This is a genomic window from Roseibium sp. (assembly GCF_965233565.1).
GTDB lineage: Bacteria > Pseudomonadota > Alphaproteobacteria > Rhizobiales > Stappiaceae > Roseibium.
Genome location: NZ_OZ247494.1, coordinates 331,016 through 357,348 on the forward strand (window position 1 = coordinate 331,016; position 26,333 = coordinate 357,348).

At 59.5% G+C, this 26,333-nt stretch carries 22 protein-coding genes and 3 tRNA genes; 1 reads left to right on the plus strand and 24 read right to left on the minus strand.

Features of this window, described 5'->3' with window-relative positions; translation table 11 throughout:
• Positions 1–9: 9 nt before the first annotated feature.
• The 19 genes from ACO6TG_RS01500 to ACO6TG_RS01590 form a co-directional block, all read right to left on the minus strand.
• Positions 10–1,569, minus strand: coding sequence for an NADH-quinone oxidoreductase subunit M (locus tag ACO6TG_RS01500; RefSeq protein ID WP_422376566.1), 1,560 nt, complete (start codon positions 1,567–1,569; stop codon positions 10–12).
• Positions 1,569–3,578, minus strand: a complete 2,010-nt coding sequence (gene nuoL, locus ACO6TG_RS01505; protein ID WP_422376567.1) for an NADH-quinone oxidoreductase subunit L — start codon at positions 3,576–3,578, stop codon at positions 1,569–1,571. Before nuoL ends, ACO6TG_RS01500 begins: the two co-directional genes overlap by 1 nt.
• A 6-nt stretch (positions 3,579–3,584) precedes the next feature.
• A complete protein-coding gene (nuoK, locus tag ACO6TG_RS01510) occupies positions 3,585–3,893 on the minus strand; it encodes an NADH-quinone oxidoreductase subunit NuoK (RefSeq protein ID WP_094070939.1) in 309 nt (102 codons plus the stop codon).
• Positions 3,894–3,986: 93 nt separating this feature from the next.
• On the minus strand, positions 3,987–4,601 hold the full coding sequence (locus ACO6TG_RS01515; RefSeq protein WP_422376568.1) for an NADH-quinone oxidoreductase subunit J: 615 nt from the start codon (positions 4,599–4,601) through the stop codon (positions 3,987–3,989).
• Between the two features lie 89 nt (positions 4,602–4,690).
• The gene (gene nuoI / locus ACO6TG_RS01520; protein WP_094070941.1) at positions 4,691–5,179 is read right to left on the minus strand and encodes an NADH-quinone oxidoreductase subunit NuoI; all 489 of its coding nucleotides are present in this window, start codon (positions 5,177–5,179) and stop codon (positions 4,691–4,693) included.
• A gap of 20 nt (positions 5,180–5,199) precedes the next feature.
• Entirely contained in the window at positions 5,200–5,436 is a 237-nt protein-coding gene (locus ACO6TG_RS01525) for a hypothetical protein (protein WP_094070942.1), read from the minus strand.
• On the minus strand, positions 5,433–6,494 hold the full coding sequence (gene nuoH, locus ACO6TG_RS01530; RefSeq protein WP_094070943.1) for an NADH-quinone oxidoreductase subunit NuoH: 1,062 nt from the start codon (positions 6,492–6,494) through the stop codon (positions 5,433–5,435). Before nuoH ends, ACO6TG_RS01525 begins: the two co-directional genes overlap by 4 nt.
• 16 nt (positions 6,495–6,510) lie before the next feature.
• Positions 6,511–8,574, minus strand: coding sequence for an NADH-quinone oxidoreductase subunit NuoG (gene nuoG, locus ACO6TG_RS01535; RefSeq protein WP_422376569.1), 2,064 nt, complete (start codon positions 8,572–8,574; stop codon positions 6,511–6,513).
• A gap of 26 nt (positions 8,575–8,600) precedes the next feature.
• Positions 8,601–9,902, minus strand: a complete 1,302-nt coding sequence (gene nuoF / locus ACO6TG_RS01540) for an NADH-quinone oxidoreductase subunit NuoF (protein WP_422376570.1) — start codon at positions 9,900–9,902, stop codon at positions 8,601–8,603.
• 9 nt (positions 9,903–9,911) lie between these two features.
• Complete coding sequence (locus tag ACO6TG_RS01545) at positions 9,912–11,135, minus strand: NADH-quinone oxidoreductase subunit E (RefSeq protein WP_422376571.1); 1,224 nt, start codon at positions 11,133–11,135, stop codon at positions 9,912–9,914.
• A gap of 81 nt (positions 11,136–11,216) precedes the next feature.
• Complete coding sequence (locus ACO6TG_RS01550; protein ID WP_094070947.1) at positions 11,217–12,401, minus strand: NADH-quinone oxidoreductase subunit D; 1,185 nt, start codon at positions 12,399–12,401, stop codon at positions 11,217–11,219.
• Positions 12,394–12,837 carry a GFA family protein gene (locus ACO6TG_RS01555; protein ID WP_422376572.1) on the minus strand — a complete coding sequence of 148 codons (444 nt, stop codon included), beginning with the start codon at positions 12,835–12,837 and terminating at the stop codon, positions 12,394–12,396. Before ACO6TG_RS01555 ends, ACO6TG_RS01550 begins: the two co-directional genes overlap by 8 nt.
• A 12-nt stretch (positions 12,838–12,849) precedes the next feature.
• On the minus strand, positions 12,850–13,455 hold the full coding sequence (locus tag ACO6TG_RS01560; protein WP_422378825.1) for an NADH-quinone oxidoreductase subunit C: 606 nt from the start codon (positions 13,453–13,455) through the stop codon (positions 12,850–12,852).
• Positions 13,456–13,641: 186 nt separating this feature from the next.
• On the minus strand, positions 13,642–14,220 hold the full coding sequence (locus ACO6TG_RS01565; RefSeq protein WP_094070950.1) for a NuoB/complex I 20 kDa subunit family protein: 579 nt from the start codon (positions 14,218–14,220) through the stop codon (positions 13,642–13,644).
• Complete coding sequence (locus ACO6TG_RS01570) at positions 14,211–14,576, minus strand: NADH-quinone oxidoreductase subunit A (protein ID WP_094074568.1); 366 nt, start codon at positions 14,574–14,576, stop codon at positions 14,211–14,213. The genes ACO6TG_RS01565 and ACO6TG_RS01570 overlap by 10 nt, the downstream gene beginning before the upstream one ends.
• A 469-nt stretch (positions 14,577–15,045) precedes the next feature.
• Positions 15,046–15,122: transfer RNA gene (locus tag ACO6TG_RS01575), tRNA-Asp, on the minus strand.
• A gap of 53 nt (positions 15,123–15,175) precedes the next feature.
• A tRNA-Asp gene (locus tag ACO6TG_RS01580) sits at positions 15,176–15,252 on the minus strand.
• Positions 15,253–15,541: 289 nt separating this feature from the next.
• Positions 15,542–17,200, minus strand: coding sequence for a Na/Pi cotransporter family protein (locus tag ACO6TG_RS01585; RefSeq protein ID WP_422376573.1), 1,659 nt, complete (start codon positions 17,198–17,200; stop codon positions 15,542–15,544).
• Between the two features lie 295 nt (positions 17,201–17,495).
• Positions 17,496–17,571, minus strand: a tRNA-Val gene (locus ACO6TG_RS01590).
• 143 nt (positions 17,572–17,714) lie between these two features.
• On the opposite strand from ACO6TG_RS01590, the gene ACO6TG_RS01595 reads away from it, so the two are divergent.
• Positions 17,715–19,079, plus strand: coding sequence for a flavin monoamine oxidase family protein (locus tag ACO6TG_RS01595; protein WP_422376574.1), 1,365 nt, complete (start codon positions 17,715–17,717; stop codon positions 19,077–19,079).
• 174 nt (positions 19,080–19,253) lie between these two features.
• Here the strand turns inward: ACO6TG_RS01595 and ACO6TG_RS01600 are convergent, their stop codons facing one another.
• The 5 genes from ACO6TG_RS01600 to tig form a co-directional block, all read right to left on the minus strand.
• The gene (locus ACO6TG_RS01600) at positions 19,254–19,529 is read right to left on the minus strand and encodes an HU family DNA-binding protein (RefSeq protein WP_094070955.1); all 276 of its coding nucleotides are present in this window, start codon (positions 19,527–19,529) and stop codon (positions 19,254–19,256) included.
• Positions 19,530–19,717: 188 nt separating this feature from the next.
• Positions 19,718–22,147: an endopeptidase La gene (gene lon, locus ACO6TG_RS01605; protein WP_094070956.1), complete on the minus strand. Its 2,430-nt coding sequence runs from the start codon at positions 22,145–22,147 to the stop codon at positions 19,718–19,720.
• Positions 22,148–22,485: 338 nt separating this feature from the next.
• The gene (gene clpX, locus ACO6TG_RS01610) at positions 22,486–23,751 is read right to left on the minus strand and encodes an ATP-dependent Clp protease ATP-binding subunit ClpX (protein ID WP_094070957.1); all 1,266 of its coding nucleotides are present in this window, start codon (positions 23,749–23,751) and stop codon (positions 22,486–22,488) included.
• A gap of 236 nt (positions 23,752–23,987) precedes the next feature.
• The gene (locus tag ACO6TG_RS01615; RefSeq protein WP_094070958.1) at positions 23,988–24,623 is read right to left on the minus strand and encodes an ATP-dependent Clp protease proteolytic subunit; all 636 of its coding nucleotides are present in this window, start codon (positions 24,621–24,623) and stop codon (positions 23,988–23,990) included.
• 203 nt (positions 24,624–24,826) lie between these two features.
• A complete protein-coding gene (gene tig / locus ACO6TG_RS01620) occupies positions 24,827–26,176 on the minus strand; it encodes a trigger factor (RefSeq protein WP_422376575.1) in 1,350 nt (449 codons plus the stop codon).
• Between the last annotated feature and the right edge of the window lie 157 nt (positions 26,177–26,333).

Sequence of the window (26,333 nt, forward strand, 5' to 3'; positions counted from 1 at the left end):
CTCGAAACCTTAGTGGGCCGCGGCGGCGGCCGCCGCAGCATGCTGGGTGACCCCAGCTGCTTCAAGCGCTGCGGTATAGTGATTGATGAGATTGTCGACCGCGCCCTGGGTCACGTCCAGGATGGCCATCGGGTAGAAGCCGAAGAAGATCGTCAGCACCACCATCGGCAACAGGATCGCCTTTTCCCGGAGGTTCAGGTCGAGCATCGACTTGAGGCTCTCCTTCTCCAGCGCGCCGAACACGACACGGCGGTAGAGGTAAAGCGCGTAGGCTGCCGACAGGATTACACCGGTCGTTGCAAAGAACGCCACCCAGGTGTTGACCTGGAACGCACCCATCAGCGTCAGGATTTCACCGACAAAACCGGACGTGCCCGGCAGGCCGACATTGGCCATCGTGAAGATCAGGAAGGCCACCGCATATTTCGGCATCCGGTTGACCAGCCCGCCATAGGCAGAGATCTCACGGGTATGCATGCGGTCATAGATCACGCCGACACACAGGAAGAGAGCACCGGAGACGATGCCGTGCGACAGCATCTGGAAGATACCGCCCTGCACGCCCTGCTCGGTCATCGTGAAGATGCCCATGGTGACGTAGCCCATATGGGCGACCGACGAATAGGCGATCAGTTTCTTGATGTCTTCCTGCGCCAGCGCCACCAGAGAGGTGTAGATGATCGCGACCACCGAGAGCGTGTAGATCATCGGCGCGAACATGTCCGACGCTATCGGGAACATCGGCAGGGAGAAGCGCAGGAAGCCATAGCCGCCGAGCTTCAGAAGGATGCCTGCCAGGATGACAGACCCTGCCGTCGGGGCTTCCACGTGCGCATCCGGCAGCCAGGTATGCACCGGCCACATCGGCATCTTCACCGCGAAGCTGGCGAAGAAGGCCAGCCATAGCCACGTCTGCATCTCCGCCGGGAAGGCGTTGCTGGCGACGAGCTCTGCGATGTTCGACGTTTTTGCCGTCCAGTACATCGCCATGATAGCGATCAGCATCAGCACCGAGCCGAGCAGCGTGTAGAGGAAGAACTTGTAGGAGGCATAGACCCTGCGCGCGCCGCCCCAGACGCCGATGATCAGGAACATCGGGATCAGACCGGCCTCGAAGAAGACGTAGAACACCACCAGATCCAGCGCGCAGAACACGCCGATCATCAGCGTTTCCAGCACCAGGAAGGCAATCATGTATTCCTTGACGCGCTTCTGGATGCTCTCCCAGGAGGCGAGAATGCAGAACGGCATCAGGAACGTGGTCAGGATCACGAACAGGATCGAGATGCCGTCGACGCCCATGCGGTACTTGATGTCTTCAACACCCAGATGCGCGGCAATGCCGCTCGGCAACCAGTCCTTCTCCTCGATGAACTGAAAGCCCGGATTGGCGTAATCGAAGTTGCCCCAGATGAACAGTGACAGCAGGAAGGTGACCGACGTGGTCACCAGCGCGACCATCCGGATATTCTTCTTGCTGCCCTCGTCATCACCCGGAACCAGCAGGATGAAGAGCACGCCAAGCAGCGGCAAGAAGGTTGTGAGTGACAGAATTGGCCAGTCAATCATTAGTGAGCACCCCCGCCGGTGCTGCCACCGGTGAACATCGACCAGGTGATGAGCAGAGCCACCCCGATCAGCATCGCAAATGCATAGTGATAGAGATATCCGGTCTGCAGACGGACGACCCAGGACGTCACGTTCTGAACGCGCGCCGAGATACCGTCAGGGCCGAAGCCGTCGATCACGGTGCCGTCGCCCTTCTTCCAGAGCATGCGGCCGAGCCACTGCGCAGGCCGGACAAAGAGGAAATCGTACAGCTCGTCGAAATACCACTTGTTGAGCAGGAACTGGTAGAGGCCGGAATGGCGTTCCGCCAACTGCTTCGGCATTTCCGGCGAGCGGATGTAGAACTGGTAGGCCACCAGGAAGCCAAGCACCATCATCACGAAGGGCGAGACACGCACCCAGGCCGGAACATCGTGCATGGCGTGCAGCACATGGAGGTCGGCGAAGGCCGGCAAGGACTCGTTCCAGAAGGCGGTGTAAGCGTCTTCTGAGTAGAAGAACGAGTTGTAGAACACCATACCCGCGAACACGGCTCCGACCGACAGGATGAACAGCGGCACGGTCATGACCAGCGGCGATTCATGCACGTGTTTCATGACATCCACTGATGCACGTGGCTTGCCGTGGAAGGTCATGAAGGTCAGACGCCACGAATAGAACGATGTCAGCGCAGCGGCAATCACCGTCAGCCAGAAGCCGTAAAGCGCCATCGGGTTGGCATGTTCGAGCATTGAACTGCCGAAGGCCGCTTCAATGATGCCGTCCTTGGAAACAAAACCCGCAAACCCGAGATGTGTGAACGGAATGCCGACACCGGTCAGCGCCAGCGTGCCGATCATCATCGTCCAGTAGGTGATCGGGATGTGCTTCCGCAGTCCGCCCATCTTGCGCATGTCCTGTTCGTCGGAGACCGCGTGAATGACGGAACCGGCGCAAAGGAACAACAGCGCCTTGAAGAAGGCGTGCGTGAACAGGTGGAAGATGCCGATCGAATAGGCCCCGACGCCGAGTGCCACGAACATGTAACCGAGCTGCGAACAGGTCGAATAGGCGATCACGCGCTTGATGTCGTTCTGAACGAGACCGACCGTTGCGGCGAAGAAGGCAGTCGTTGCCCCGAAGAAGACGATTACGGTCAGCGCGGTTTGCGACAGTTCCATCAGCGGCGACAGGCGCGCCACCATGAAGACACCGGCCGTCACCATGGTCGCGGCATGGATCAGCGCGGAGACCGGCGTCGGGCCTTCCATCGCGTCCGGCAGCCAGGTGTGCAGCAGGAACTGCGCCGACTTGCCCATGGCGCCCATGAACAGAAGCAGACAAACGATCGTCATCGCTGACTGCGGGTCGAGCTGATAGCCGAGGAAGGACATCACCGGCTCATCGCCTTTGATGAAGGACGGCGCATCGTTGAAGATGGTGGTGAATTCGATGCTGTTGAACAGCACGAAAATACCGAAAATGCCGAGGGCGAAGCCGAAGTCACCCACCCGGTTGACGACAAAGGCCTTGATCGCAGCGGCGTTGGCGGAGGGTTTCTTGTACCAGAAGCCGATCAGCAGATAAGACGCAAGACCCACGCCTTCCCAGCCGAAGAACATCTGCAGGAGATTGTCGGCGGTGACCAGCGACAACATCGCGAAGGTGAACAGCGACAGATAGGCGAAGAAACGCGGCCGGTGCGGGTCGTGATGCATGTAGCCGATGGAATAGACATGCACGAGCGCGGACACCGTGTTGACCACCACCAGCATGACGACGGTCAGCGTGTCGATCCGGAGCGACCAGGAAACGTTCAGGGCGCCGACATTCATCCAGCGGAAGAGATCGTAGGTGCCGCCCTGGGCCCCGCCGAGCCAGAAGCCGAAAAAGGCGATCCACGACAGGAGCGCTGCAATGATCAGGAGGCCGCTGGTGATATATTCACAGGCCTTGGCGCCGATGGCGCGGCCGAACAGGCCGGCAATCAGGAAGCCGATCAGCGGCAGGAACAGAATTGCGGAATACATCGGTTCCTATCCCTTCATCACGTTGACGTCTTCCACGGCGATGGAGCCGCGGTTCCGGTGGAAGACCACCAGGATCGCCAGACCGATGGCCGCCTCGGCGGCCGCCACGGTGAGGACCAGCATGGTGAACACCTGCCCCATCATGTCGCCGAGGAACGACGAGAAAGCGACAAAGTTGATGTTCACCGAGAGCAGCAGCAGCTCGATCGACATCAGAATGACAATCACGTTTTTCCGGTTCAGAAAGATCCCGAAGATCCCGATCGTGAACAGGATCGCCGCGACCGACAGATAGTGCGACAGACCGATTTCCATGGGCGCCTCGCCGTGCTCCCCTCGTTTACCCCAACCTGGCACCGCACGGAGGAGCGTGCATGTACCAGGACATTCTCGAATGACGCCTTTGCGTCAGATACCTTTGCCACTCTCCACTTTCCGGACCTCGATGGCGGTTTCGCGGTTGCGCGCAACCTGCTCCGGAATGCTTTGACGTTTGACATTCGGCTTGTGGCGCAGGGTCAGGACGATTGCCCCGATCATGGCCACCAGAAGGATCAGGCCAGCGACCTGGAAGAAATAGATGTATTTGGTGTAGAGCACCGAGCCGAGCGCCTGGATGTTGCTCATCTCGGTGAGCGCCGGCGTCGGTTCGGACCCGTGCCCCAGTACCTCCGGCGCGATGATCCAGGCACCGAGCCCCATCAGCAGTTCGACCATCAGGATCAGGCCGACCAGCGCACCGACCGGCAGATACTGCAGGAAACCCTGGCGAAGCTCGACGAAATCGACATCCAGCATCATCACCACGAACAGGAACAGCACCGCGACCGCGCCGACATAGACAACGACCAGCAGCAGGGCCAGATACTCAGCACCAAGCAGGATGAACAGACCAGCGGAATTCACGAAGGCCAGGATCAGGAACAAGACCGACGTCACAGGATTGCGGGACGCGATCACCATGAAGCCGGACGCCAGGGTGACGCCGGCAAACAGGTAGAAAAAGAGGGCTTTCAGGATCATTGCAAAGACCTGCCTGTCGTGTGGCCTTTCGGCCGGAAGTGCGGGGCCCGGCCGGATTGCCGGGCTGAAATCTGAAGTTCGGGTAGCTCCTAGCGGTAAGGAGCATCCATTTCAATGTTGCGGGCGATCTCGCGTTCCCAGCGGTCCCCGTTCGCGAGCAGCTTTTCCTTGTCGTAGTAAAGCTCTTCGCGGGTTTCCGTGGCGAATTCGAAATTCGGCCCTTCCACGATCGCGTCCACCGGGCAGGCTTCCTGGCAGAAGCCGCAATAGATGCACTTGACCATGTCGATGTCGTAGCGGGTGGTCCGGCGGGTGCCGTCATTGCGGCGCGGACCGGCCTCGATGGTGATGGCCTGCGCCGGGCAGATGGCCTCGCACAGCTTGCAGGCAATGCAGCGTTCTTCGCCGTTCGGATAGCGGCGCAAAGCGTGCTCGCCGCGAAAGCGCGGGCTCACCGGCCCCTTCTCGAACGGATAGTTGACCGTAGGCTTCGGCTTGAAGAAGTAACGCATCGCCAGAATGAAGGCGGACACGAACTCCTGCAGGAACAGCGATTTGACGGCTTGACTAAGTCCCATCGCTTTTTGCCTCTCTTTCCTCAACCAGCCAGCATGTTGCCGGCCAAATAGCCAATGATCGGAAAGCCGATCACCGGAACTCCAAAAATCAGTGCGCTCCAGAGCGCCTTGTACCTGGCTGCGACGCCACCGTCGCCGCCAGCCTGTCTGTTCTTCGTTTCCGCCGCCTGAAGCATGCCCTTCAGGATCTTCCAGTCGAGCCAGCCCATATAGAGGCCGACGGCGGCGCCGATCACACCGGCGAGCGAGATGCTCACGCCGCGCCCGGAGCCCAGCCCATGATCATCAGAACGGCTGCGACAACGACGACCATGCCAAGCGACAGCGGCAAGAACACTTTCCAGCCCAGGCGCATCAGCTGGTCATAGCGGTAGCGCGGCACCATCGCCTTCACCATGGCGAACATGAAGAAGCCCAGGAAACACTTCAGCACGAACCAGACAACGCCCGGCACCCAGGTGAAGGGTGCGAAATCGAATGGCGGCAGCCATCCGCCCATGAAGAAGATCGTCATCAGGGCGCACATCAGGCAGATGGCGACATATTCACCGAGCATGAACATCATGTACGGGGTCGAGCCGTATTCCACCATGAAGCCGGCAACCAGTTCCGATTCCGCTTCGGCAAGGTCGAACGGGGGACGATTGGTCTCGGCCAGGGCCGACACGAAGAAGACCACGAACATCGGGAACAGCGGCAGCCAGTACCAGTTCAGGAAGGCGAGCCAAGGCACGCCGAGCCAGGTCGCAAGACCCGTCTGCTGCGCCATCACGATGCCGGAGAGGTTCAGCGTGCCGGCACAGAGCAGAACGGTCACGATCACGAAGCCGATCGACACTTCATAGGAAACCATCTGCGCGGCAGAACGCAGTGCCGACAGGAACGGGTATTTCGAGTTTGACGCCCAGCCACCGATAATGACGCCGTAGACTTCCAGCGAAGACACCGCGAAGACGAACAGGACGCCGATATTGATGTTCGAGATCACCCATCCGTCCGCGACCGGGATCACCGCCCAGGCGCTGAGCGCGAGCAGCACGGAGACAAGCGGCGCGAGCAGAAACAGGATCTTGTTGGAGCCTGCCGGAATGACCGGCTCCTTCAGAACGAATTTCAGAAGATCGGCGAAACTCTGCAGCAAACCCCAGGGACCGACCACGTTCGGACCGCGCCGGATCTGCACGGCCGCCCAGATCTTGCGGTCGGCGTACAAGATGTAGGCGACAATCACCAGGAGCACGACCATCAGCACCACGCTTTGCAGTGCCATCACCAGGAATTGCCCCAGGTAGGTCGTCGTAAAGAACTCAACCATTTCGGTCCCCTAACCCTTATTCTGCAGCTTCTGCCGCCCGCGACTTCGCGAGCGCCGAACACTCGGCCATCACCTTGGAGGCGCGGGCGATCGGGTTGGTCAGATAAAAATCACGGATCACGTTGGCAAAGCCGGCGCTGTCCATCTTCGCCTTGGCATTGGCCAGCTGTTCAATGTCTGCGGCAGCCCCTGTCTCGATCATGTCGATCGAGGCCATATGCGGAACAGCTTCAAAGAGCTTGCCGCGCAACTGGCTGAGCGAGTCGAAGTCGAGCGTTTGCGACAGGGTCGCGGACAGTGCCCGAAGGATTGCCCAGTCTTCCCGCGCTTCACCCGGAGGGAACGCGGCGCGGTCGGCCATCTGGACGCGACCTTCGGTGTTGACGTAGATCGCGGACTTTTCGGTGTAGGCCGCTCCAGGCAGGATCACGTCGGCCCGGTGTGCGCCGCGATCGCCATGGGTGCCCTGGTAGACGACAAAAGCGCCCTCGGGAACCTCGACCTCGTCGACACCCAGCAGGAACAGGATGTCCATGGCACCCGGCTCGAGCATGGCTCCGGTGTCCTTGCCGCCTTCGCCCGGGACAAAACCGAGATCCAGCGCGCCAACCTGAGAGGCTTCGGTGTGCAGGATGTTGAAACCGTTCCAGCCGTCCTTGATCACGCCAAGCGACTTGGCGGCTGCGGCGATGGTCGCCAGGACTTCCGCACCGTCCGGACGGTTGAGCGCGCCCTGGCCGACAATGAACATCGGCCGTTCCGCCTTCGCCGGAGCATGTTCGACAAACTGCTTCAGGCTGTCCGGGCCAGCGCCGAGATAGGTCACCGGATAGGTCAGGTCGGCGTTTTCACCGATCAGGCCGACATGCAGGTCACCACGGGTCCAGCGCTTGCGGATCCGGGCATTCAGCACCGGTGCTTCCTGGCGCGGGTTGGTGCCGATCAGCATGATGGCGTCGGCGTCTTCAATGCCTTGAATGGTGGAATTGAAGATGTAGCTGGCGCGGCCGTTCTTCGGATGCAGCGGCGAGCCCGGGAAGCGGCTGTCGATATTGGTGACGCCGAGCTTTTCCATCAGGCTCTTCAGGGCGAACATCTCTTCAACGCCCGCCATCTGGCCAGCCAGTGCACCGATCCGGTCACTGGAAGCGCCCTTCACCTTGTCGGCGATGATCTGGAAGGCTTCGCCCCAGGAAACTGGCTGCAGCTTGCCGTCTTTCTTGGCGTAGGGCCGGTCGAGACGCTGGGTCTTCAGACCGTCCCAGATGTAGCGGGACTTGTCGGAGATCCACTCCTCGTTGACCTCTTCATTGAGGCGCGGCATGACCCGCATGACTTCCTTGCCGCGGCTGTCGACACGGATCGCGGACCCGACCGCATCCATCACGTCGACGCTTTCGGTCTTGGTCAGCTCCCACGGACGGGCATGGAATTCGTATGGCTTATGGGTCAGCGCGCCGACCGGGCAGAGATCGGCGACATTGCCCTGCATTTCAGACGACAGGGCCGCATCGAGATAGGTGGTGATTTCCGCGTCTTCGCCGCGGCTGATCAGGCCCATGTCGGTGACACCGCAGACTTCCGTGGTGAAACGGACGCAGCGGGTACAGTGAATGCAGCGCGTCATGATCGTCTTGATCAGCGGGCCGATTTCCTTGTTCTCGACCGCGCGCTTGTTCTCATGGAACCGCGACCCGTCGACACCATAGGCCATCGCCTGGTCCTGCAGGTCGCACTCACCGCCCTGATCGCAGATCGGGCAGTCCAGCGGGTGGTTGATGAGCAGGAACTCCATCACCCCTTCGCGGGCCTTCTTGACCATCTCGGACTTGGTCTCGACCACCGGCGGTTCGCCGTTCGGGCCCGGACGCAGGTCCTTCACGCCCATGGCGCAGGAAGCGGTCGGCTTGGGCGGTCCGCCCTTCACTTCCACCAGGCACATGCGGCAGTTGCCGGCAATCGACAGCCGGTCGTGGTAACAAAAGCGCGGAACCTCGGCACCCGCTTCTTCACAAGCCTGAAGCAGCGTGTAATCCGCCGGGACATCCACTTCGTTGCCGTCGATGATGAGCTTCGTCATCCGTTGCTCTCCAAATCCCGTTCCGCTTACTCAGCCGCCACCATGGTCGAAGACGACTTCGACTTGGCGACATAGTCATCGATGCGTTGCTCGATGACCGGCCGGAAATTCTTGATCAAACCCTGGATCGGCCAGGCGGCCGCATCCCCGAGCGCACAGATGGTGTGGCCCTCGACCTGCTTGGTCACCTTGAACAGCATGTCGATTTCCTCGTAGGAGGATTCGCCCTTCACCATGCGTTCCATCACGCGCCACATCCAGCCGGTGCCTTCCCGGCACGGCGTGCACTGGCCGCAGCTTTCATGCTTGTAGAAGTAGCTGAGCCGGGCAATGGCCTTGATGATGTCCGTGGACTTGTCCATCACGATCACGGCCGCCGTGCCAAGGCCGGAACCAAGGCCGCGCAGCGTGTCGAAATCCATCGGCGCGTCCTTGATCTCGTCCGCCGTGCAGCACGGCACGGAAGATCCACCCGGGATCACCGCCAGGAGATTGTCCCAGCCGCCGCGAATGCCGCCGCAATGCTTGTCGATCATTTCCGAAAACGGAACGCCGAGCTCTTCTTCGAAGGTCGCGGGCTGATTGACATGGCCGGAGACGCAGAAGAGCTTGGTGCCGGTGTTGTTCGGACGACCGAGTGCGGAGAACCAGGCCGCGCCGCGGCGCAGGATGGTCGGTGCAACCGCGATCGATTCCACATTGTTCACCGTGGTCGGGCAGCCGTAGAGACCGACATTGGCCGGGAATGGCGGTTTCAGGCGCGGCTGGCCCTTCTTGCCTTCCAGGCTTTCCAGCAGCGCCGTTTCCTCGCCGCAGATATAGGCACCGGCGCCGTGGTGAACGTAGATGTCGAAATCGTAGCCGTTCTTGTTGTTCTTGCCGATCAGGCCGGCATCGTAGGCCTGGTCGATCGCCGCCTGCAGGCGCTCGCGTTCACGGATGAACTCGCCGCGCACATAGATGTAAGCGGCAATCGCGCCCATTGCGTAACCGGCGACCAGACAGCCTTCGACCAGCGTGTGCGGATCGTGGCGCAGGATCTCGCGGTCCTTGCAGGTGCCCGGTTCGGATTCATCGGCATTGACGACGAGATAGGCCGGCCGGCCATCCGATTCCTTGGGCATGAACGACCATTTCAGGCCGGTCGGGAAACCCGCGCCGCCACGGCCGCGCAGCCCGGAATCCTTCATTTCCTGAATGATCCAGTCGCGGCCCTTGTTCAGCAGCGCCTTGGTGTTGTCCCACTGGCCACGCTTTTTCGCGCCGTCCAGGCCCCAGTCATGCAGACCGTAGATATTGGTGAAGATCCGATCCTGATCCTTCAGCATCTTATCCCCCTAGTCTTCGCTCTTGGAGGAGGCCACTTCACCGGCTTCCACGCGCTTGGAAAATTCAGTATCTTCGCCGCTGGCGAGCACCTTGGCCTGTTCGATCCAGCCATCCCGCTCGATCCGGCCCTTGAACTTCAGCCGGCTGTCGACCCAGGCCACCTCTTCCGGTCCCCAGCTGGCGACCTGGTCGAAATGGAAGAAGCCGAGCTCGTGCAGTGTCGCTTCCAGCTTCGGCCCGACGCCTTTCAGCATTTTCAGATCGTCCGGCTTGCCGCCGCGGGCTTCCTTCAGCAGCTCGGGAGCCTTTTCGGCAACCTCGGCGTCTGCTTCCGGAGCCGCTTTCGGCTTGGCTTTGGAAGCCGGCTTCGGTTCGTCAGCCTTCTTGGCAGCCTTCTCGGCCTTTTCAGCGGGCTTGGCAGCAGCCTTTTTCGGTGCCGGAGCCTCTTCCGCCTTGCCGGACTTGGCAGCATGGGCTGCCCTTACCTTGGCAACCGCGTCTTCGGCCGGCGTCGGCACGCCGTCATAATCGTTGCCACCGGCATTGATCGGTCCGCCGGCAAAGGCGTGGGACGCCTTCTCCGAGCCGTCGACCACGTGCGGCACAGGCAGTTCGCCCTTGGTATCGTCGTCCAGTTCGGTCAGGGAGGTCAGGCCACCTTCGGCCATGGCAAAACGGCGACCGTTCTGCGGGCCCGGGGTCACGTCCCTGCCCTCGGAAATGTCGTCGAGCAGCTTGTTGAAGCTGTCCGTCGTCAGATCCTCGTAGGTGTCCTTGAAGATCTGCACCATCGGCGCGTTGACGCAGGCGCCCAGGCACTCGACCTCTTCCCAGGAGAACATGCCGTCTTCAGAGATCTCGTGCATGTGCTTGGCAATGCGCGACTTGCAGATCTTGATCAGGTCTTCGGACCCGCGCAGCTGGCATGGCGTCGTACCGCAGACCTGAATATGAGCCTTTTTGCCAACCGGTTGCAGCTGGAACATGGTGTAGAAGGTCGCAACCTCCAGCACGCGAATGTTCGGCATCTCCAGGAGGTCTGCAATATAGCGGATCGCCGGCTCGCTCACCCAGCCGTCATTTTGCTCCTGTGCGCGCCACAACAGCGGGATCACCGCGGAAGCCTGGCGGCCAGCCGGATAGCGATCAATCAGCTTCTTCGCCCAGGCGAGATTGGCCTCGGTGAATTCGAAACTGTCTGGTTGTTCCGCGGCAAGTCTGCGAACTGCCATGGTGTTATCCCCGTTCTGTCACAGTGACCGGAGCCGGACGGGCGGCTGCCAGGGTCGAAAATTTGTGGTGAGCCCCCCGCATCAGCGGTCGACCTCACCGAACACGATGTCCATCGAACCAAGCACGGCCGAGACGTCGGCAAGCATGTGGCCGTTGCACAGGAAATCCATCGCCTGCAGGTGCGCGTAACCCGGCGCCTTGATCTTGCAGCGATAGGGCTTGTTGGTGCCGTCGGCGACCAGATAGACGCCGAATTCACCCTTGGGCGCCTCGACGGCGGCGTACACTTCGCCGGCCGGGACATGATAGCCCTCGGTATAGAGCTTGAAGTGATGGATCAGCGCTTCCATCGACCGCTTCATCTCGCCCCGCTTCGGCGGCACGATCTTGCCGTCGGTGGAGGAAACCGGACCGGTTTCTACGGTCAGCTTCTCCAGGCACTGTTTCATGATCCGGACGGACTGGCGCATCTCTTCCATGCGGATCAGATAGCGGTCGTAACAATCGCCGTTCTTGCCGATCGGAATGTCGAAATCGAGTTCCGAATAACATTCGTATGGCTGCGACTTGCGCAGATCCCAGGCAGCACCCGAGCCGCGTACCATGACCCCGGAGAAACCCCAGGCCCAGGCATCGTCCAGATCGACAACGCCGATATCGACGTTTCGCTGCTTGAAGATGCGGTTGTCGGTCAGAAGGCCTTCGATATCGTCGCAGGTCTGCAGGAACGGATCGCAGAAGTCCCAGATGTCGTCGAGCAGGTCGCGCGGCAGATCCTGGTGCACCCCGCCCGGGCGCACATAGGCTGCGTGCATGCGCGCACCGCAGGCCCGCTCATAGAAGACCATCAGCTCTTCACGCGGCTCGAAGCCCCACAGCGGCGGCGTCAGCGCGCCGACGTCCATGGCCTGGGTGGTGACATTCAAGAGGTGTGACAGGATCCGGCCGATTTCAGAGTAAAGCACCCGGACCAGCTGTCCCCGTTTCGGCACTTCGATGCCGAGCATACGTTCGACCGCCAGGGCAAAGGCATGTTCCTGGTTCATCGGCGCCACGTAGTCGAGGCGGTCAAAATAGGGAACGGCCTGCAGATAGGTCTTCTGCTCGATCAGCTTCTCGGTTCCCCGGTGCAGCAGACCGATATGCGGATCGACACGCGTCACCACCTCGCCGTCCAGCTCCAGGACCAGGCGCAAGACGCCGTGGGCCGCCGGGTGCTGCGGACCGAAGTTGATGTTGAAGTTACGGACCTGAGCCTCAGCCATTTTGAGGTTCCTGCATTTGCTGCGTGAAATAGGCGATCACTTCCGGGCCGGTCATGCGGCGGGTTTCATTCGCGAAGGAATAGTTGCCCGGCTGCTCGTCAACGAAGATCTCGGAAGTGAACTTGAATTGGGACGGGTCGTCGAAGGCCTGTGCGGACATCGACACATGCGAGCCGTCGGCCATGCGCCACATCAAGGTGGAGCCGCATTTGGAGCAGAAGACCCGCTCGCCATGGTCGGAGGATCTGTAGACGCCAAGCGCCTCTTCACCTTCGACCTCGACGCCGGTCATCGGGCCACAGCTGACGGCCATATAGGTGCCACCGGTCCAGCGCCGGCACATGCCACAGTGGCACACGCCCATCTCGCCGTCCGTCGGCGTGGCAGAAAAACGCACCGCACCGCAAAGACAACCACCTGAAAGCCGTTCGCTCATCCCTGCCCCGCCTTAGCTCGTCGTTGCTTTCTCGTCACCGGGCAGCACGTAATCCGTGCCTTCCCAGGGCGACATGAAATCAAAGTTGCGCATTTCCTGGTTCAAGCGGACCGGCTCGTAGACAACGCGTTTTTTCTCATCGTCATAGCGCACTTCAACAAAGCCGGTGACCGGGAAATCCTTGCGCAGCGGATGACCATCAAAGCCATAGTCTGTCAGGATCCGGCGCAGGTCGGGGTGATCGGAGAACAGGATGCCGTACATGTCATACGCTTCGCGCTCGAACCACTCAGCTCCTGGAAACAGCGGGGTCAGGGACGCCACCGGTGTTGTTTCGTCCGTCGCGACCTTTACCCGGATGCGTTGGTTCTGCACCGGCGACAGGAAGTGATAGACGACATCAAAACGCTTTTCGCGCTCCGGATAATCGACACCGCAGATATCGGTCAGGTTGACGAACTTGCAGGAGCTGTTGTCCCGCAGGAAGCGGATCACGTCGAGGATGTTGGTCGCGTTCACGGTCAGCGTCAGCTCGCCGTATTCGACTTTCCAGGACACAAGGGACTCGCCCAGGCCGAGCTCGATATGCTCCGCGAGTTCCTTCAACGTCTCGTCCATCGTGTTCGCCCTCATTCACCGGTCCGGCCAGACAGCTGCGCCAAAGGCATCCACCGTCCTCAGACCAACTCCACCTCACCCAGGCAGTCGGCGCCAGTCCTGAAACGCCTCACTCCGGGGAGCCATTCTGTGCGGGCACGGACGCCCGCAGTTCTAAAAATCCGCCGCCTTTTCGGCGGCAGATCCTTATCGTTCAATCGTCCCCGTGCGGCGGATCTTCTTCTGCAGCATCAACACGCCGTAAAGAAGCGCCTCGGCTGTCGGAGGACAGCCGGGAACATAGATATCGACCGGGACAACCCGGTCACAGCCGCGCACCACCGAATAGGAATAGTGGTAATAGCCGCCACCATTGGCGCAGGAACCCATGGAGATAACATACCGCGGCTCGGGCATCTGGTCATAGACCTTGCGCAGGGCCGGAGCCATCTTGTTGGTCAGCGTGCCGGCAACGATCATGACGTCGGACTGGCGCGGCGACGCGCGCGGCGCAAAGCCGAAACGTTCGGCGTCATAGCGCGGCATCGACATCTGCATCATCTCGACAGCGCAGCAGGCCAGGCCGAAGGTCATCCACATCAGCGATCCGGTGCGCGCCCACTGGATCAGATTGTCGGTGGACGTGACAAGGAAACCCTTGTCGGCCAGTTCGTTGTTCACTTCCAGGAAAAAAGCGTCGTCGGCGCCCACCGGATTGCCCGTGTTCGGATCAATGATGCCCTTCGGTTTCGGGGCAACGAGCGGCTCGGTCGTGGTCAATCCCATTCCAGCGCTCCCTTCTTCCATTCATAGATAAAGCCGATGGTCAGGACACCCAGGAAGATCATCATGGACCAGAACCCGTACCAGCCCAATTCTCCGAACACCGTTGCCCACGGGAAAAGGAAGGCGACTTCGAGATCGAAGATGATGAACAGGATGGAGACCAGATAGAAGCGAACGTCGAATTTCATGCGGGCGTCGTCAAAGGCGTTGAAGCCGCACTCATAGGCAGACAGCTTTTCCGGATCCGGGTTCTTGTAGGCCAGCAGGAAAGGCGAAATCAGCAGTGCAAGGCCGATTACAAGGGCAATGCCCATGAAAACGACAATCGGGACATATTCCCGCAACAGATCATCCATGTCTTTCGCGTCCTTGCATTTGGAGGCGGATCGGGAGGCGATCCGGTGCCGGGGCAGCGTCCCCAGTTGCCTCATTTTACCGGCAGGTCACGCTGTGCCCGTCGGCTAAATGAAACCAACATGCGAGGGCACGCTTATCTTACGACTTGGTGCAACGCAAGACCCCACTGCGGTCAAACTCTTGCCATGTTTGAAACAAGTTCCGGACGACCCCCGACAAAGCCCTAGTTTCAGCCAGTTTGCGCCAAGGGAAAAACTTTGCGCAAGCCGCGGGCAATTATGCCGCACCCTCAGCGGATTACCAGCCCGTCGACAGAATCGGAATCCACCGGTTTCGGAATGGCCAACACCGAAATGCCACCTGACGCATGACAGGACCACGCCCGCACCAACCGGCGACGCGAAGAAGCTTCGCATTTCACTTGAGACTTAAGGAAGAACTGCCTGAGGCAACTGGGAAAACCGTGAGTGGCGCGAGTGACGGGGCTCGAACCCGCGACCTCCGGCGTGACAGGCCGGCACTCTAACCAACTGAGCTACACCCGCACATTCACGGTATTTGCGCCGCTTCCGGTTTCAGCCATATTCGACTGAGGAAGTGGCGCGAGTGACGGGGCTCGAACCCGCGACCTCCGGCGTGACAGGCCGGCACTCTAACCAACTGAGCTACACCCGCTTCGTCAGGCGACGTGCTGTCGCCCTGAAGTGGCGCTGATGTACGGCGGCTGGTTGTCGAAGTCAAGCGCCCTAATGCATCCAAATTGCCGTTTTTTGACAAAGCGGCCGACAAGCTGGTTTTTCCACCATTATCGCCCTCCATTTCAATGTGGATAACTTACGGAAATAAAACGCAGTTTGTCCGAATTCTCGAGCTGACGTCTTCTCCTCAATTCTCCGGCAGACCATCAGCTGTTCCAGGAACCGCGCGGCGGAATAATTCGATACTGGGGGGCGGAGCCTCTCCATCACTCAGCCGGCACCAGGCGGGTCTCTCTGAGCTGCCCCTCCCTGGCCAGGATCGGAACGGCCACCGCCGCAAACAGGGAGTTGATTTCCTTCAGGCTGCGAACGACTTCCATATGCGCGTTGCTGGTTTCCATGCTCTCCGGCGTATTGGTCTTCAGGCGATCCAGGTGCTTGTCGTGGCTAGCCCTTTCCATCGCCCGCATGCGATCCTTCTCTGCGATCAGCTCCCGCGCCGACTCGACATCGCCGGACACAAGGACATTGAGAGCGAGACGCATGTTTGCAAGCACACAGTCATGCATGTCTTCCAGCTCCCGTGTGCCTTCGGCGGAAAAATGAATTCCGTTTTTTTGCAGATCAAGAGCGCGTTCAAAGAGATTCTTGGATACAAGATCCCCTGCCCGCTCGATATTCACAGCGAAGCTGACGAGCTGCATGCTTCTTTCCGCTTCTTCATCATTCAGCTCGCCGCGGTTCAGAGCAGCGACATACAGCTTGATCTCGGAGTGGATCTTGTTGACCTCCCTGTCCAGCTCCTGCAAGCGCTGGATTTCCCGGGGGTCTCCTCGCTCCAGCATCATCATGACCGGAGACGCCATTGTCTCGACAAGCTCCCCCATGCGCAGCAATTCACGCGTGGCACTGGCAAGCGCAAGCCGTGGCACATGGACCACCCGGTTGTCCAGCGCGGACTGAGGAACAACTCTCGCCGCTTCATCCGGTTTTCTGTTCGCAGACATTATCAGGTCGACACATCTGGCAACCGGTCCGACGACTGGCAAACACACCAGCACCAGCCCCAGATTGAACAGGAGATGAAACGCCACCACCTGTTGCGCGGGATCCTGGCTGAGCTGGTCCAGTGGCAAAGGAAAGACGCTCACTATGCCAAGCGCGGCAAAAGCTCCGGCGATTCTGAAAACGAAATTGCCGACCGGCAGGCGCCGGGCATTCAGGTCCAGTCCACGCGTCAGCCAGATGGCGACGGCTCCAGCGCCGACGTTTGCTCCCAGGAGGAGCGGAACAGCCGCAGACATCGGCAATCCTGCGTTTTGTGCAAATGCGGCTATCATGAGCACTGCCGCAACACTGGAATGCAGAAGAAAGGCGAGCAAGGCACCGACCAGAAGCGCAGTCACCGCGTCGTCCGCCAAAAGGCCTGCGACCTGGGGCATGAACGGCGATTCCTTTAAAGGCGCGGTCGATTCCCCGATCATTTCCAGAGAAATCAGCACCAAGGCGATACCAATCAGGATTCGGCCGGTCTGTTTGACCTTGCGTGCGTCGATCTTCAGGAACATCCAGGCGCCCACGGCCAGCAACAGCGGCACGAGCCATTTCAGGTCAAAACTCAGGAACTGCACGACCAGGGCTGAGCCGAGGTCCGCGCCGAGCAGCACGGAAAGGCCGGCGGCCGTCGATAGGAAGCCGGAGGACGCAAACCCCGCCGCCAGCATGGCGACCGCGGTCGCACTTTGCAGAAGGACGGCAACCCCGGCGCCTGAAGCTGCGCCGGAAACGCGTCCGGCAGCAGCCTTTCCAATAACCCGCCGCAAGGACGGTCCGGAAGCGCGCTCAAACCCGGTCCGTACCATGCGCACCGCAAAGAGCAGCAGCATCACCGCGCCCAACATCTGGATGAGAACAAGAATCGCCATGAGATAAGTTTTTATTTTTCCGACATTATTTTTATTAGCCGGAAAAGTTTACTCAGACAGCAAGGACTTGAGAAGCCAGATTCGTATGCACTCAGTACACTTTTTCTTACAGCTTGATCGCGTGACTCGGTTTCGAACGCGACAGAAGTCGACATTTCATACGAGTGACAAATTGGCTTCTGTTTCGAAGGCCCAGGCTCTGCAATACAAAAGGAACTCGCGACGGCCGAAGAGACGCACGATCACAATCAACGTCTTGGGCAAGACGCGCAACACTTACAAATTCGAAGGGGAATGGTGGGCGATGAGAGACTCGAACTCCCGACATCTTCGGTGTAAACGAAGCGCTCTACCAACTGAGCTAATCGCCCTCAACAAGGTGTGACGCTTTTATGGTGTCGCCCCGGACTTGGCAAGAGCAAACTGCAAGAATTTGCTCATTCTCCAATTGCTGTGGATGACCGGGCGATCCACTGGCAAAATGGGGTTTCCCCAAGATGCCGGAGGATCATCCATGCAGCCCTGCCGCCGAACATTTTTGAAGGCAACTGCGCTCAGCCTGTTGTGGCAGGCCCTTCCCTTTCCTGTTCGTCCCGCGCTTGGCGCAGACGCAAAAAGAATTGTCGTCATCGGTGCGGGCATTTCAGGTCTCGCAGCCGCGCAGGCCCTGTCACGGCAAGGACATTCGGTGACTGTCCTGGAAGCCAGGGACCGGATCGGCGGCCGTCTCTGGACCGACCGGAGTTCAGGCATCCCCCTGGATCTGGGCGCCAGCTGGATCCACGGCACCCGCGGCAACCCCATCGCGCGTCTGGCGCGCGAGTTGTCGCAACCGTTGTTTGACTGGGATTATGAAGATGTCGACGTCGTCGATCTGACCGGCGAGCTCGGCCAATTGGATGACCACTTCGACGCACTGGAAACCGCTCTGGAAGACATGGCGGAACAAAGCGTAGCGAAGTCAGACCGTCGCTCTATCACCGACGCGGTCGCCAGTCTCCGCCGGGACCAACGTTTCGCTGCACTGACCGACCTGCAAACGGATGCTCTCATCACTTATCTGATCGAACAGGAATATGCCTCCGATCGCTCGGACCTTGCGCTCGTGGCCCTTTACGAAGGCAATATCTTTGGTGGGCCAGACGCCATTTTTCCAAACGGCTATGACCGCATCGCCCATGGGCTGGCGAAGGGGTTGGATATCCGTCTGTCGACGCCTGTCAAAGCGGTTTCCCATGGCGCCGGCGGTGTCTCGGTCCTGACTGAAAATGGCCAAGTCGACGCAGACTGCGCACTTGTCACCGTTCCCCTCGGGGTTCTGAAGGCGGGCACGCCGGCCTTCGACCCACCTTTACCCGACCAGAAAGCCGACGCCATTCAGCGCCTTGGCATGGGGTTGCTCAACAAGGTTTTCCTGATCCTTGAAAACCCTGTTCCGGAGCTGAACGTACTCAATCTGATCCGTGTGTCCGCTACCCCACAGGATTTCCCCTACTGGATCAATCTGGAACCGGCAACGGGCGCTCCCGTCCTGGGGGTCCTCAATACCGGAGCCTTTGCCGGCGAGCTTGAAAAGCTGGACGAAATGGCCCGTATCGAGGCGGCCTATGACGCCCTTGGCGACATGTTGGGCAATGCCTTGCCGCCCCTGGCCGGCGGCATTTCCTCGGCCTGGGCCAGCGATCCAAACGCCTTCGGATCCTATTCCTATCTGGCAACCGGGGCCGAATTTTCCGACCGTCGTGCGCTCGCACGCCCCGTTGCGGATCGGCTGTTTTTCGCGGGAGAAGCCACCAGCTCCGACTATCCGGCAACCGTTCATGGTGCCTATCTGTCCGGTGTCAAAGCCGCGAAGGCCATTGCGACTGTCCTGCGCTAGGAGCGATCTGTGTCGGTCGGCAGGTTTCAGCACCTTTGTCAGCCCCGCTAGATGTGCAAGGGGACCGGGGGCTGCCGGACGTTCTGTCCGGCAGACCAAAAACCGGGCATCAAAAAACCCCGCTTCCGGTATCCCGGAGACGGGGTTTTCCGAAGAATTTCGCGTGTGAAAGCCTTAGGCGTTCACAGCGTCCTTCAGGCCTTTGCCGGCCTTGAACTTCGGCGTCTTAGAAGCCGGGATCTGGATCGTTTCGCCAGTCCGCGGGTTACGGCCTTCGGTGGCAGCGCGTGCGGACACCGTGAAGTTGCCAAAGCCGATGATGCGGACTTCATCGCCACTTTTCAGCGTCTGAGTGACTGCGTCAAAAGTTGCGTCAACTGCTTCGCCTGCCTGCGCCTTGGTGAGGCCGGTCTTTTCTGCAACAGCTGCGATCAGATCGTTCTTATTCATAGCAGATACCTTTCTAAGAAACGGCAGAGTGCCGACGATTCCTGTCAGCGCCGTTGGGCGATAATTCGGTTGATTTGACATGAAACGCAAGGGGTTTTTTCGCAGAAAACAGCCATTTTGACCGGTTTTTCAAAAGAAAAGCCCCGGTTTTCCCGAGGCTTTTCGTTTTTTGCGGTGCAACAAGGCTGTCAGTGAGCCAAAACACCTGACGTGTCGTCGTCCTTGTCACTCGCCTTGGTTGAGGCCTCGTGAGCGGTTTCATCCCACTCAATCGGCTCCGGCAAGCGGGTCAGAGCATTTTTCAGCACCTCTTCCATGCCCGAGACAGGGATGATCTCAAGCGAGTTTTTGACCGAGTCCGGAATGTCTGCCAGGTCCTTGGCATTGTCTTCCGGGATCATCACCAGCTTGATGCCGCCGCGCAGGGCCGCCAGCAGTTTTTCCTTCAGGCCGCCGATCGGCAGGATCCGGCCGCGCAGCGTGATCTCACCTGTCATGGCGACATCCCGGCGCACCGGAATTCCGGTCAGGGTGGAAATCACGGCTGTTGCCATGGCGATACCGGCGGACGGACCGTCCTTCGGTGTCGCACCTTCCGGCACGTGGACGTGAATGTCCTTCTTGTCGAAAGTCGGCGGCTCGATGCCGAAATCGATCGCCCGCGAGCGCACATAGGATGCAGCTGCGGAAATCGATTCCTTCATCACGTCCTTCAGGTTGCCGGTCACGGTCATCTTGCCCTTGCCCGGCATCATCACGCCTTCGATGGTGAGCAGCTCGCCCCCCACTTCAGTCCAGGCAAGACCAGTGACAACACCGACCTGGTCTTCCAGCTCGGCTTCGCCATAGCGATAGCGCGGTACACCGAGATAGTCCTCGACCACCTCAACCGTCACCGTAATGCTTTCCTTGTCGCTCATCAGGATGTCCTTGACCGCCTTGCGGGCCAGGGTTGCCATCTCGCGCTCAAGGTTACGCACACCGGCTTCACGGGTATAGCGGCGGACGACAAACTGCAGTGCATCATCCTCGATTGAGAACTCGCCTTCCCGCAGACCGTGATCCTTTTCCGCCTTCGGAATGAGGTGACGGCGGCAGATTTCCACCTTTTCCTCTTCCGTGTAGCCCGCGATCCGGATGATTTCCATACGGTCCATCAGCGGACCTGGAATGTTCAGCGTGTTTGCCGTGGTCACGAACATCACATCCGACAGATCGTATTCGACCTCCAGATAGTGGTCCATGAAGGACGAATTCTGTTCCGGATCGAGCACCTCCAGAAGCGCCGAAGACGGATCGCCGCGGAAATCCATGCCCATCTTGTCGATCTCGTCGAGCAGGAAGAGCGGGTTGGATTTCTTCGCTTTCTTCATCGACTGGATGACCTTGCCGGGCATCGAGCCAATGTAGGTGCGGCGGTGACCACGGATTTCGGCTTCGTCACGAACACCGCCAAGCGACATGCGCACGAATTCACGTCCCGTCGCCTTGGCGATGGACTTGCCAAGCGAGGTCTTGCCGACGCCGGGAGGACCGACAAGGCAGAGGATCGGGCCGCGCAGCTTGTTGGCCCGGCTCTGGACCGCGAGATATTCGACGATCCGCTCCTTGACCTTTTCAAGACCATAGTGATCCGTGTCGAGCACCTTTTCGGCGAAGGCCAAGTCATGTTTGACCTTGGACTTCTTGCTCCACGGAATCCCGATCAGCCAGTCCAGGTAGTTGCGCACAACGGTGGCTTCGGCGGACATCGGGCTCATCTGCTTGAGCTTCTTGATTTCCGCAGCCGCACGTTCCCGCGCTTCCTTGGTCAGCTTGGTCTTCTTGATCTTTTCTTCGAGTTCGGCAACTTCGTCACGGCCGTCCTCGCTGTCACCGAGTTCCTTCTGAATGGCCTTCATCTGCTCATTCAGGTAGTACTCGCGCTGGGTTTTCTCCATCTGGCGCTTGACGCGGGAACGGATGCGCTTTTCCACCTGCAGGACGGAGATTTCGCTCTCCATCATGCCGAGCACGCGTTCCAGCCGCTCCGCAACAGAGACGACGCCGAGAATTTCCTGTTTTTCCGGGATCTTGATCGCCAGATGCGACGCAATCGTGTCTGCCAGCTTGGAATAGTCGTCGATCTGGTTGACCGCGCCCAGAACCTCCGGTGAAACCTTCTTGTTCAGCTTCACATAGTTCTCGAATTCCGAGACGACGGACCGCGCCAGGGCCTCGACTTCGATATTTTCGCCATCCCGCTCCGGAAGCACCGTGGCAGAGGCCTCAAAATAGTCGGTTCGGTCGGAGTAGTCGCCGATCTGCGCACGCGCACCGCCTTCCACAAGCACCTTGACGGTGTTGTCCGGCAGTTTCAGCAGCTGCAGCACGGTTGCGAGCGTACCGACATTGTAAATCTGGTCTGGATTCGGGTCATCGTCGGCCGCATTCATCTGGGTCGCCAGAAGAATGTGCTTATCCGTGGTCATGACCTCTTCGAGCGCCTTGATCGACTTCTCGCGGCCGACAAACAGCGGCACGATCATATGCGGGAAGACAACGATGTCGCGCAGGGGCAAGACGGGGTAGACAGCGGTGCTGTCCTGATCTGTGGCGCGAATTTCTGCGTCGCTCATTTTTTTTCCTTTCTCAGCGTGTCGCGGCCCCACTCAACAAAAAGGCAGCCGAAACACTGGAAAACGACTTTCGGACCAGCGGGTCCGAGTGGCCTGACCGCAATACCCCTGCTGGGCGCATTGACGATCCGCACAAGCCGTCCTTAAGACCTATTAGGTGGACACCGGACCTGCTGGTGTCAAGGCAATCACACAGTGTCCATTGGTCTTGTCTGTTGACGACTCACCACGCCGGTGGAAAACCGCCGCTCTGGCTCATAAAGCCTTCAAAAAACAAAATGCCGCTTCCGAAGAAGCGGCACTTATTCACGGGAATGAAGAGCTTCGGCCGGAGCGCCTCAGGCGCTGGTAGCCGACGTCTCTTCCCGGTCTTCGTAGATGTAGAGCGGCCGCGCTTCGCCCTTCACCACCTCAGGTGAAATCACGACTTCCTTGACGCCCTTCAGGCCGGGAAGCTCGTACATCGTGTCGAGCAGGATCGATTCCAGGATCGACCGCAGGCCACGGGCACCGGTCTTGCGCTCGATGGCCTTGCGGGCAATCGCTTTCAGCGCTTCCTCGTGGAACGAGAGTTCGACCTGCTCCATTTCGAACAGCCGCTGATACTGCTTGACCAAGGCGTTTTTCGGCTCGGTCAGGATCGTGACCAGGGCATCCTCGTCCAGATCCTCAAGCGTCGCGATCACCGGCAGACGACCGACAAATTCCGGAATGAGACCAAACTTGAGCAGATCCTCCGGCTCGAGCTCGGAGAAGAGTTCGCCGATGCGGCGGTCTTCCGGAGCATGAACCTGGGCCTGGAAACCGATCGAGGTCTGGGTACCGCGGTCGGAAATGATCTTGTCGAGACCTGCAAAGGCACCACCGCAGATGAACAGGATGTTGGTCGTGTCGACCTGCAGGAATTCCTGTTGCGGATGCTTACGGCCGCCTTGCGGCGGGACGGAAGCAACGGTGCCTTCCATGATCTTCAGAAGCGCCTGCTGCACACCTTCACCGGACACGTCCCGGGTGATCGACGGATTGTCGGCCTTGCGGCTGATCTTGTCGACCTCATCGATATAGACGATGCCGCGCTGTGCGCGCTCGACATTGTAGTCGGCCGACTGCAGGAGTTTCAAAATGATGTTTTCCACATCCTCGCCCACGTAACCGGCTTCGGTCAGCGTGGTGGCGTCCGCCATGGTGAACGGCACGTCCAGGATGCGCGCAAGGGTCTGCGCCAGAAGCGTCTTGCCGCAGCCGGTAGGACCGACCAGCAGGATGTTGGATTTCGCAAGTTCCACGTCGTTGTTCTTGGATGCGTGGTTCAGGCGCTTGTAGTGGTTGTGGACGGCGACCGACAGGACCTTCTTCGCACTGCCCTGCCCGATTACGTAATCGTCCAGAACGTCGCGAATTTCCTGAGGGGTCGGGATCCCGTCCCGAGACTTCACCAGCGAGGACTTGTTCTCCTCCCGGATGATATCCATGCACAGCTCGACACATTCATCGCAAATGAAAACAGTCGGGCCGGCGATCAGCTTACGAACCTCATGCTGGCTCTTGCCGCAGAAGGAACAGTAGAGCGTATTCTTTGAATCGCTGCCGCTGGCCTTGGTCATGTAGTCAACCTCGCGTTACTGGGGACTTTTCCCCTTATCTGCCCGGTTGCGGCCAAAGTATGGCGGAACCGGTTCTAGAAGAGACGCAGGGCGCCCCTTCAACGTCTGATGTCATCATGCTTCGCCAGTAAAAATCAATATAGGTTTAAGGCGAAGATGAAAACCCGGCATCTCCTGGGGATTTTCCGGCGGAAACCGTGGAAAATCAATCCATGCTTAAAGCCGGGTAAGCTTGGTCAGGCTTCGGCGTCGCCGCCGAGAGTCGCGCGATCGGTGATCACGTTGTCGACAATGCCGAATTCCTTGGCCCGCTCCGCGGTCATGAAGTTGTCGCGCTCAAGCGCTTCTTCGACCTGGTCCAGGCTCTGACCCGTGTGCTTCACGTAGATTTCATTCAACCGGCGCTTCATGGCCAGGATTTCCTGGGCATGCAGCATGATGTCGGCTGCCTGACCGCGGAAACCACCGGACGGCTGGTGCACCATCACACGGGCATTCGGCAGAATGAACCGCATGTCCTTTTCGCCGGCTGCCAGCAGCAGCGAGCCCATGGACGCGGCCTGACCGATACACAGCGTGGACACTGCCGGACGGATGAACTGCATCGTATCATAGATCGCAAGCCCGGAGGTCACCAGACCGCCCGGCGAGTTGATGTAGATCGCGATTTCCTTGGTCGGGTTTTCCGCTTCAAGGTAAAGCAACTGCGCGCTGACGAGGGTTGCCATGTGATCTTCGACCGGACCGGTCAGGAAGATGATGCGCTCCTTCAAAAGGCGCGAATAGATATCGAAGGCCCGCTCGCCCCGGTTTGTCTGCTCGACAACCATCGGCACGAGAGTGTTCATGTAGATATCGACAGGATCCTTCATGCCTCATCCATATTCTTGAGATGATGCCCGGAAGACCTCCGGACAGGAAACAGGCCAGAAGCGCATCGATTCTGGGCCTGACTCGAAAAAAGCGACATCCCGTATATATGGGATGTCGCCCTCAACGCAAAGTCATGGCAGATGCGGCGTGAATGCAAGGTTAAAGCGCGCGCCGCATCTGGGGATCATGGGGAGAAACCGGATCAGGCTTCTTCCTCGTCCTCGGCCACCAGCTTCTCAAGCTCTTCCTTGGTCACGGTCTTGTCAGCGACCTTGGCCAGTTCGAGCATGAAGTCGACAACCTTCTCTTCGTAGATCGGCGCCCGCAGGGACGCGAGAGCCTGCTGGTTGTTCTTGTAGAATTCGAACACCTGCTGCTCCTGGCCCGGGAACTGGCGAACGCGATCATAGAGCGCACGCTGCAGTTCCTCGTCGGTGACCTGGATGTTGTTCTTTTCACCGATTTCGGACAGGACCAGGCCAAGACGGACGCGGCGCTCGGCGATCTTGCGGTATTCCGCCTTCGCCTCTTCTTCCGTGGTGTCTTCGTCTTCGAAAGTCTTCTCGTTGCGCTTCATGTCTTCTTCGACCTGGCGCCAGACGACATCGAACTCGCTGTCGAGCAGTTTTTCCGGCAGTTCGAAGGAGTAGTGATCGTCGAGCTTGTCGAGCAGCTGGCGCTTGACCCGCTGGCGGGTCATCTGGCCGAACTGGCCTTCGATCTGGCCGCGGACGATTTCCTTCAGCTTGTCGAGCGATTCGAGGCCGAGGCCCTTGGCGAATTCATCGTCGACCTTGGCTTCACCCGGAGCGGCGATTTCCTTGACGACAACGTCAAAAGCCGCTGCCTTACCAGCAAGGTGAGCAGCCGGATAGTCTTCCGGGAAGGTCACTTCAACGACCTTTTCGTCACCGGCCTTGGTGCCGATCAGCTGGTCTTCGAAACCCGGGATGAACTGGCCGGAACCGAGAACGAGCTGACCGTTTTCGTCAGCACCACCTTCAAACGGCTCGCCGTCGATCTTGCCCAGATAGGACATGGTCACGCGGTCGCCGTCTTCGGCCTTGCCGTCCTTGGCATCGAACGGTGTGTTGTTCTTGGCGATTTCGGCAACCTGCTCGTCGACTTCGTCTTCGGCGATCTCGACAACCGGGCGCTCGATCTCGATGCCGGCGAAATCAACAATGTCGAAGTCCGGCAGGACATCGTAGGTCATCTTGAAAGACAGGTCGGCGTCGCCGGCCATGATCTTTTCAGCATCTTCTTCCGGCAGATCGATTTCCGGGGTCAGTGCCGGGCGCTCGGAGCGCTCCTCAACGGCCTTCTGGGTGGTTTCCTGGATGGTGTTCGACAGGATCTCGGCCATGGCCTGACGGCCGTACATCTTCTTCAGATGCGCCATCGGCACTTTGCCCGGGCGGAAGCCCTTGATGTTGGCCTTGGATTTCAGGTCGGCCATGTAGTCGTCGAGCTTGGCGGCGAGATCACCAGCCGGAATGTCGATTTTCAGCTCACGCTTGAGGCCCTCGGAGAGGGTTTCGGTTACCTGCATGGGTTTTGTCGTCCTCGATCCCGAGCGGCAATCCGCCCCGGAGGTTTCGTTATTTAAAATCCCGTGTGCCGCACCGCCTGCACTCCCCTTTTTACAGGAGCGTTCCAACGGCAATGCATCGCCCCGAACGGAGTCCGGGACGCACGATGGGAGCGCG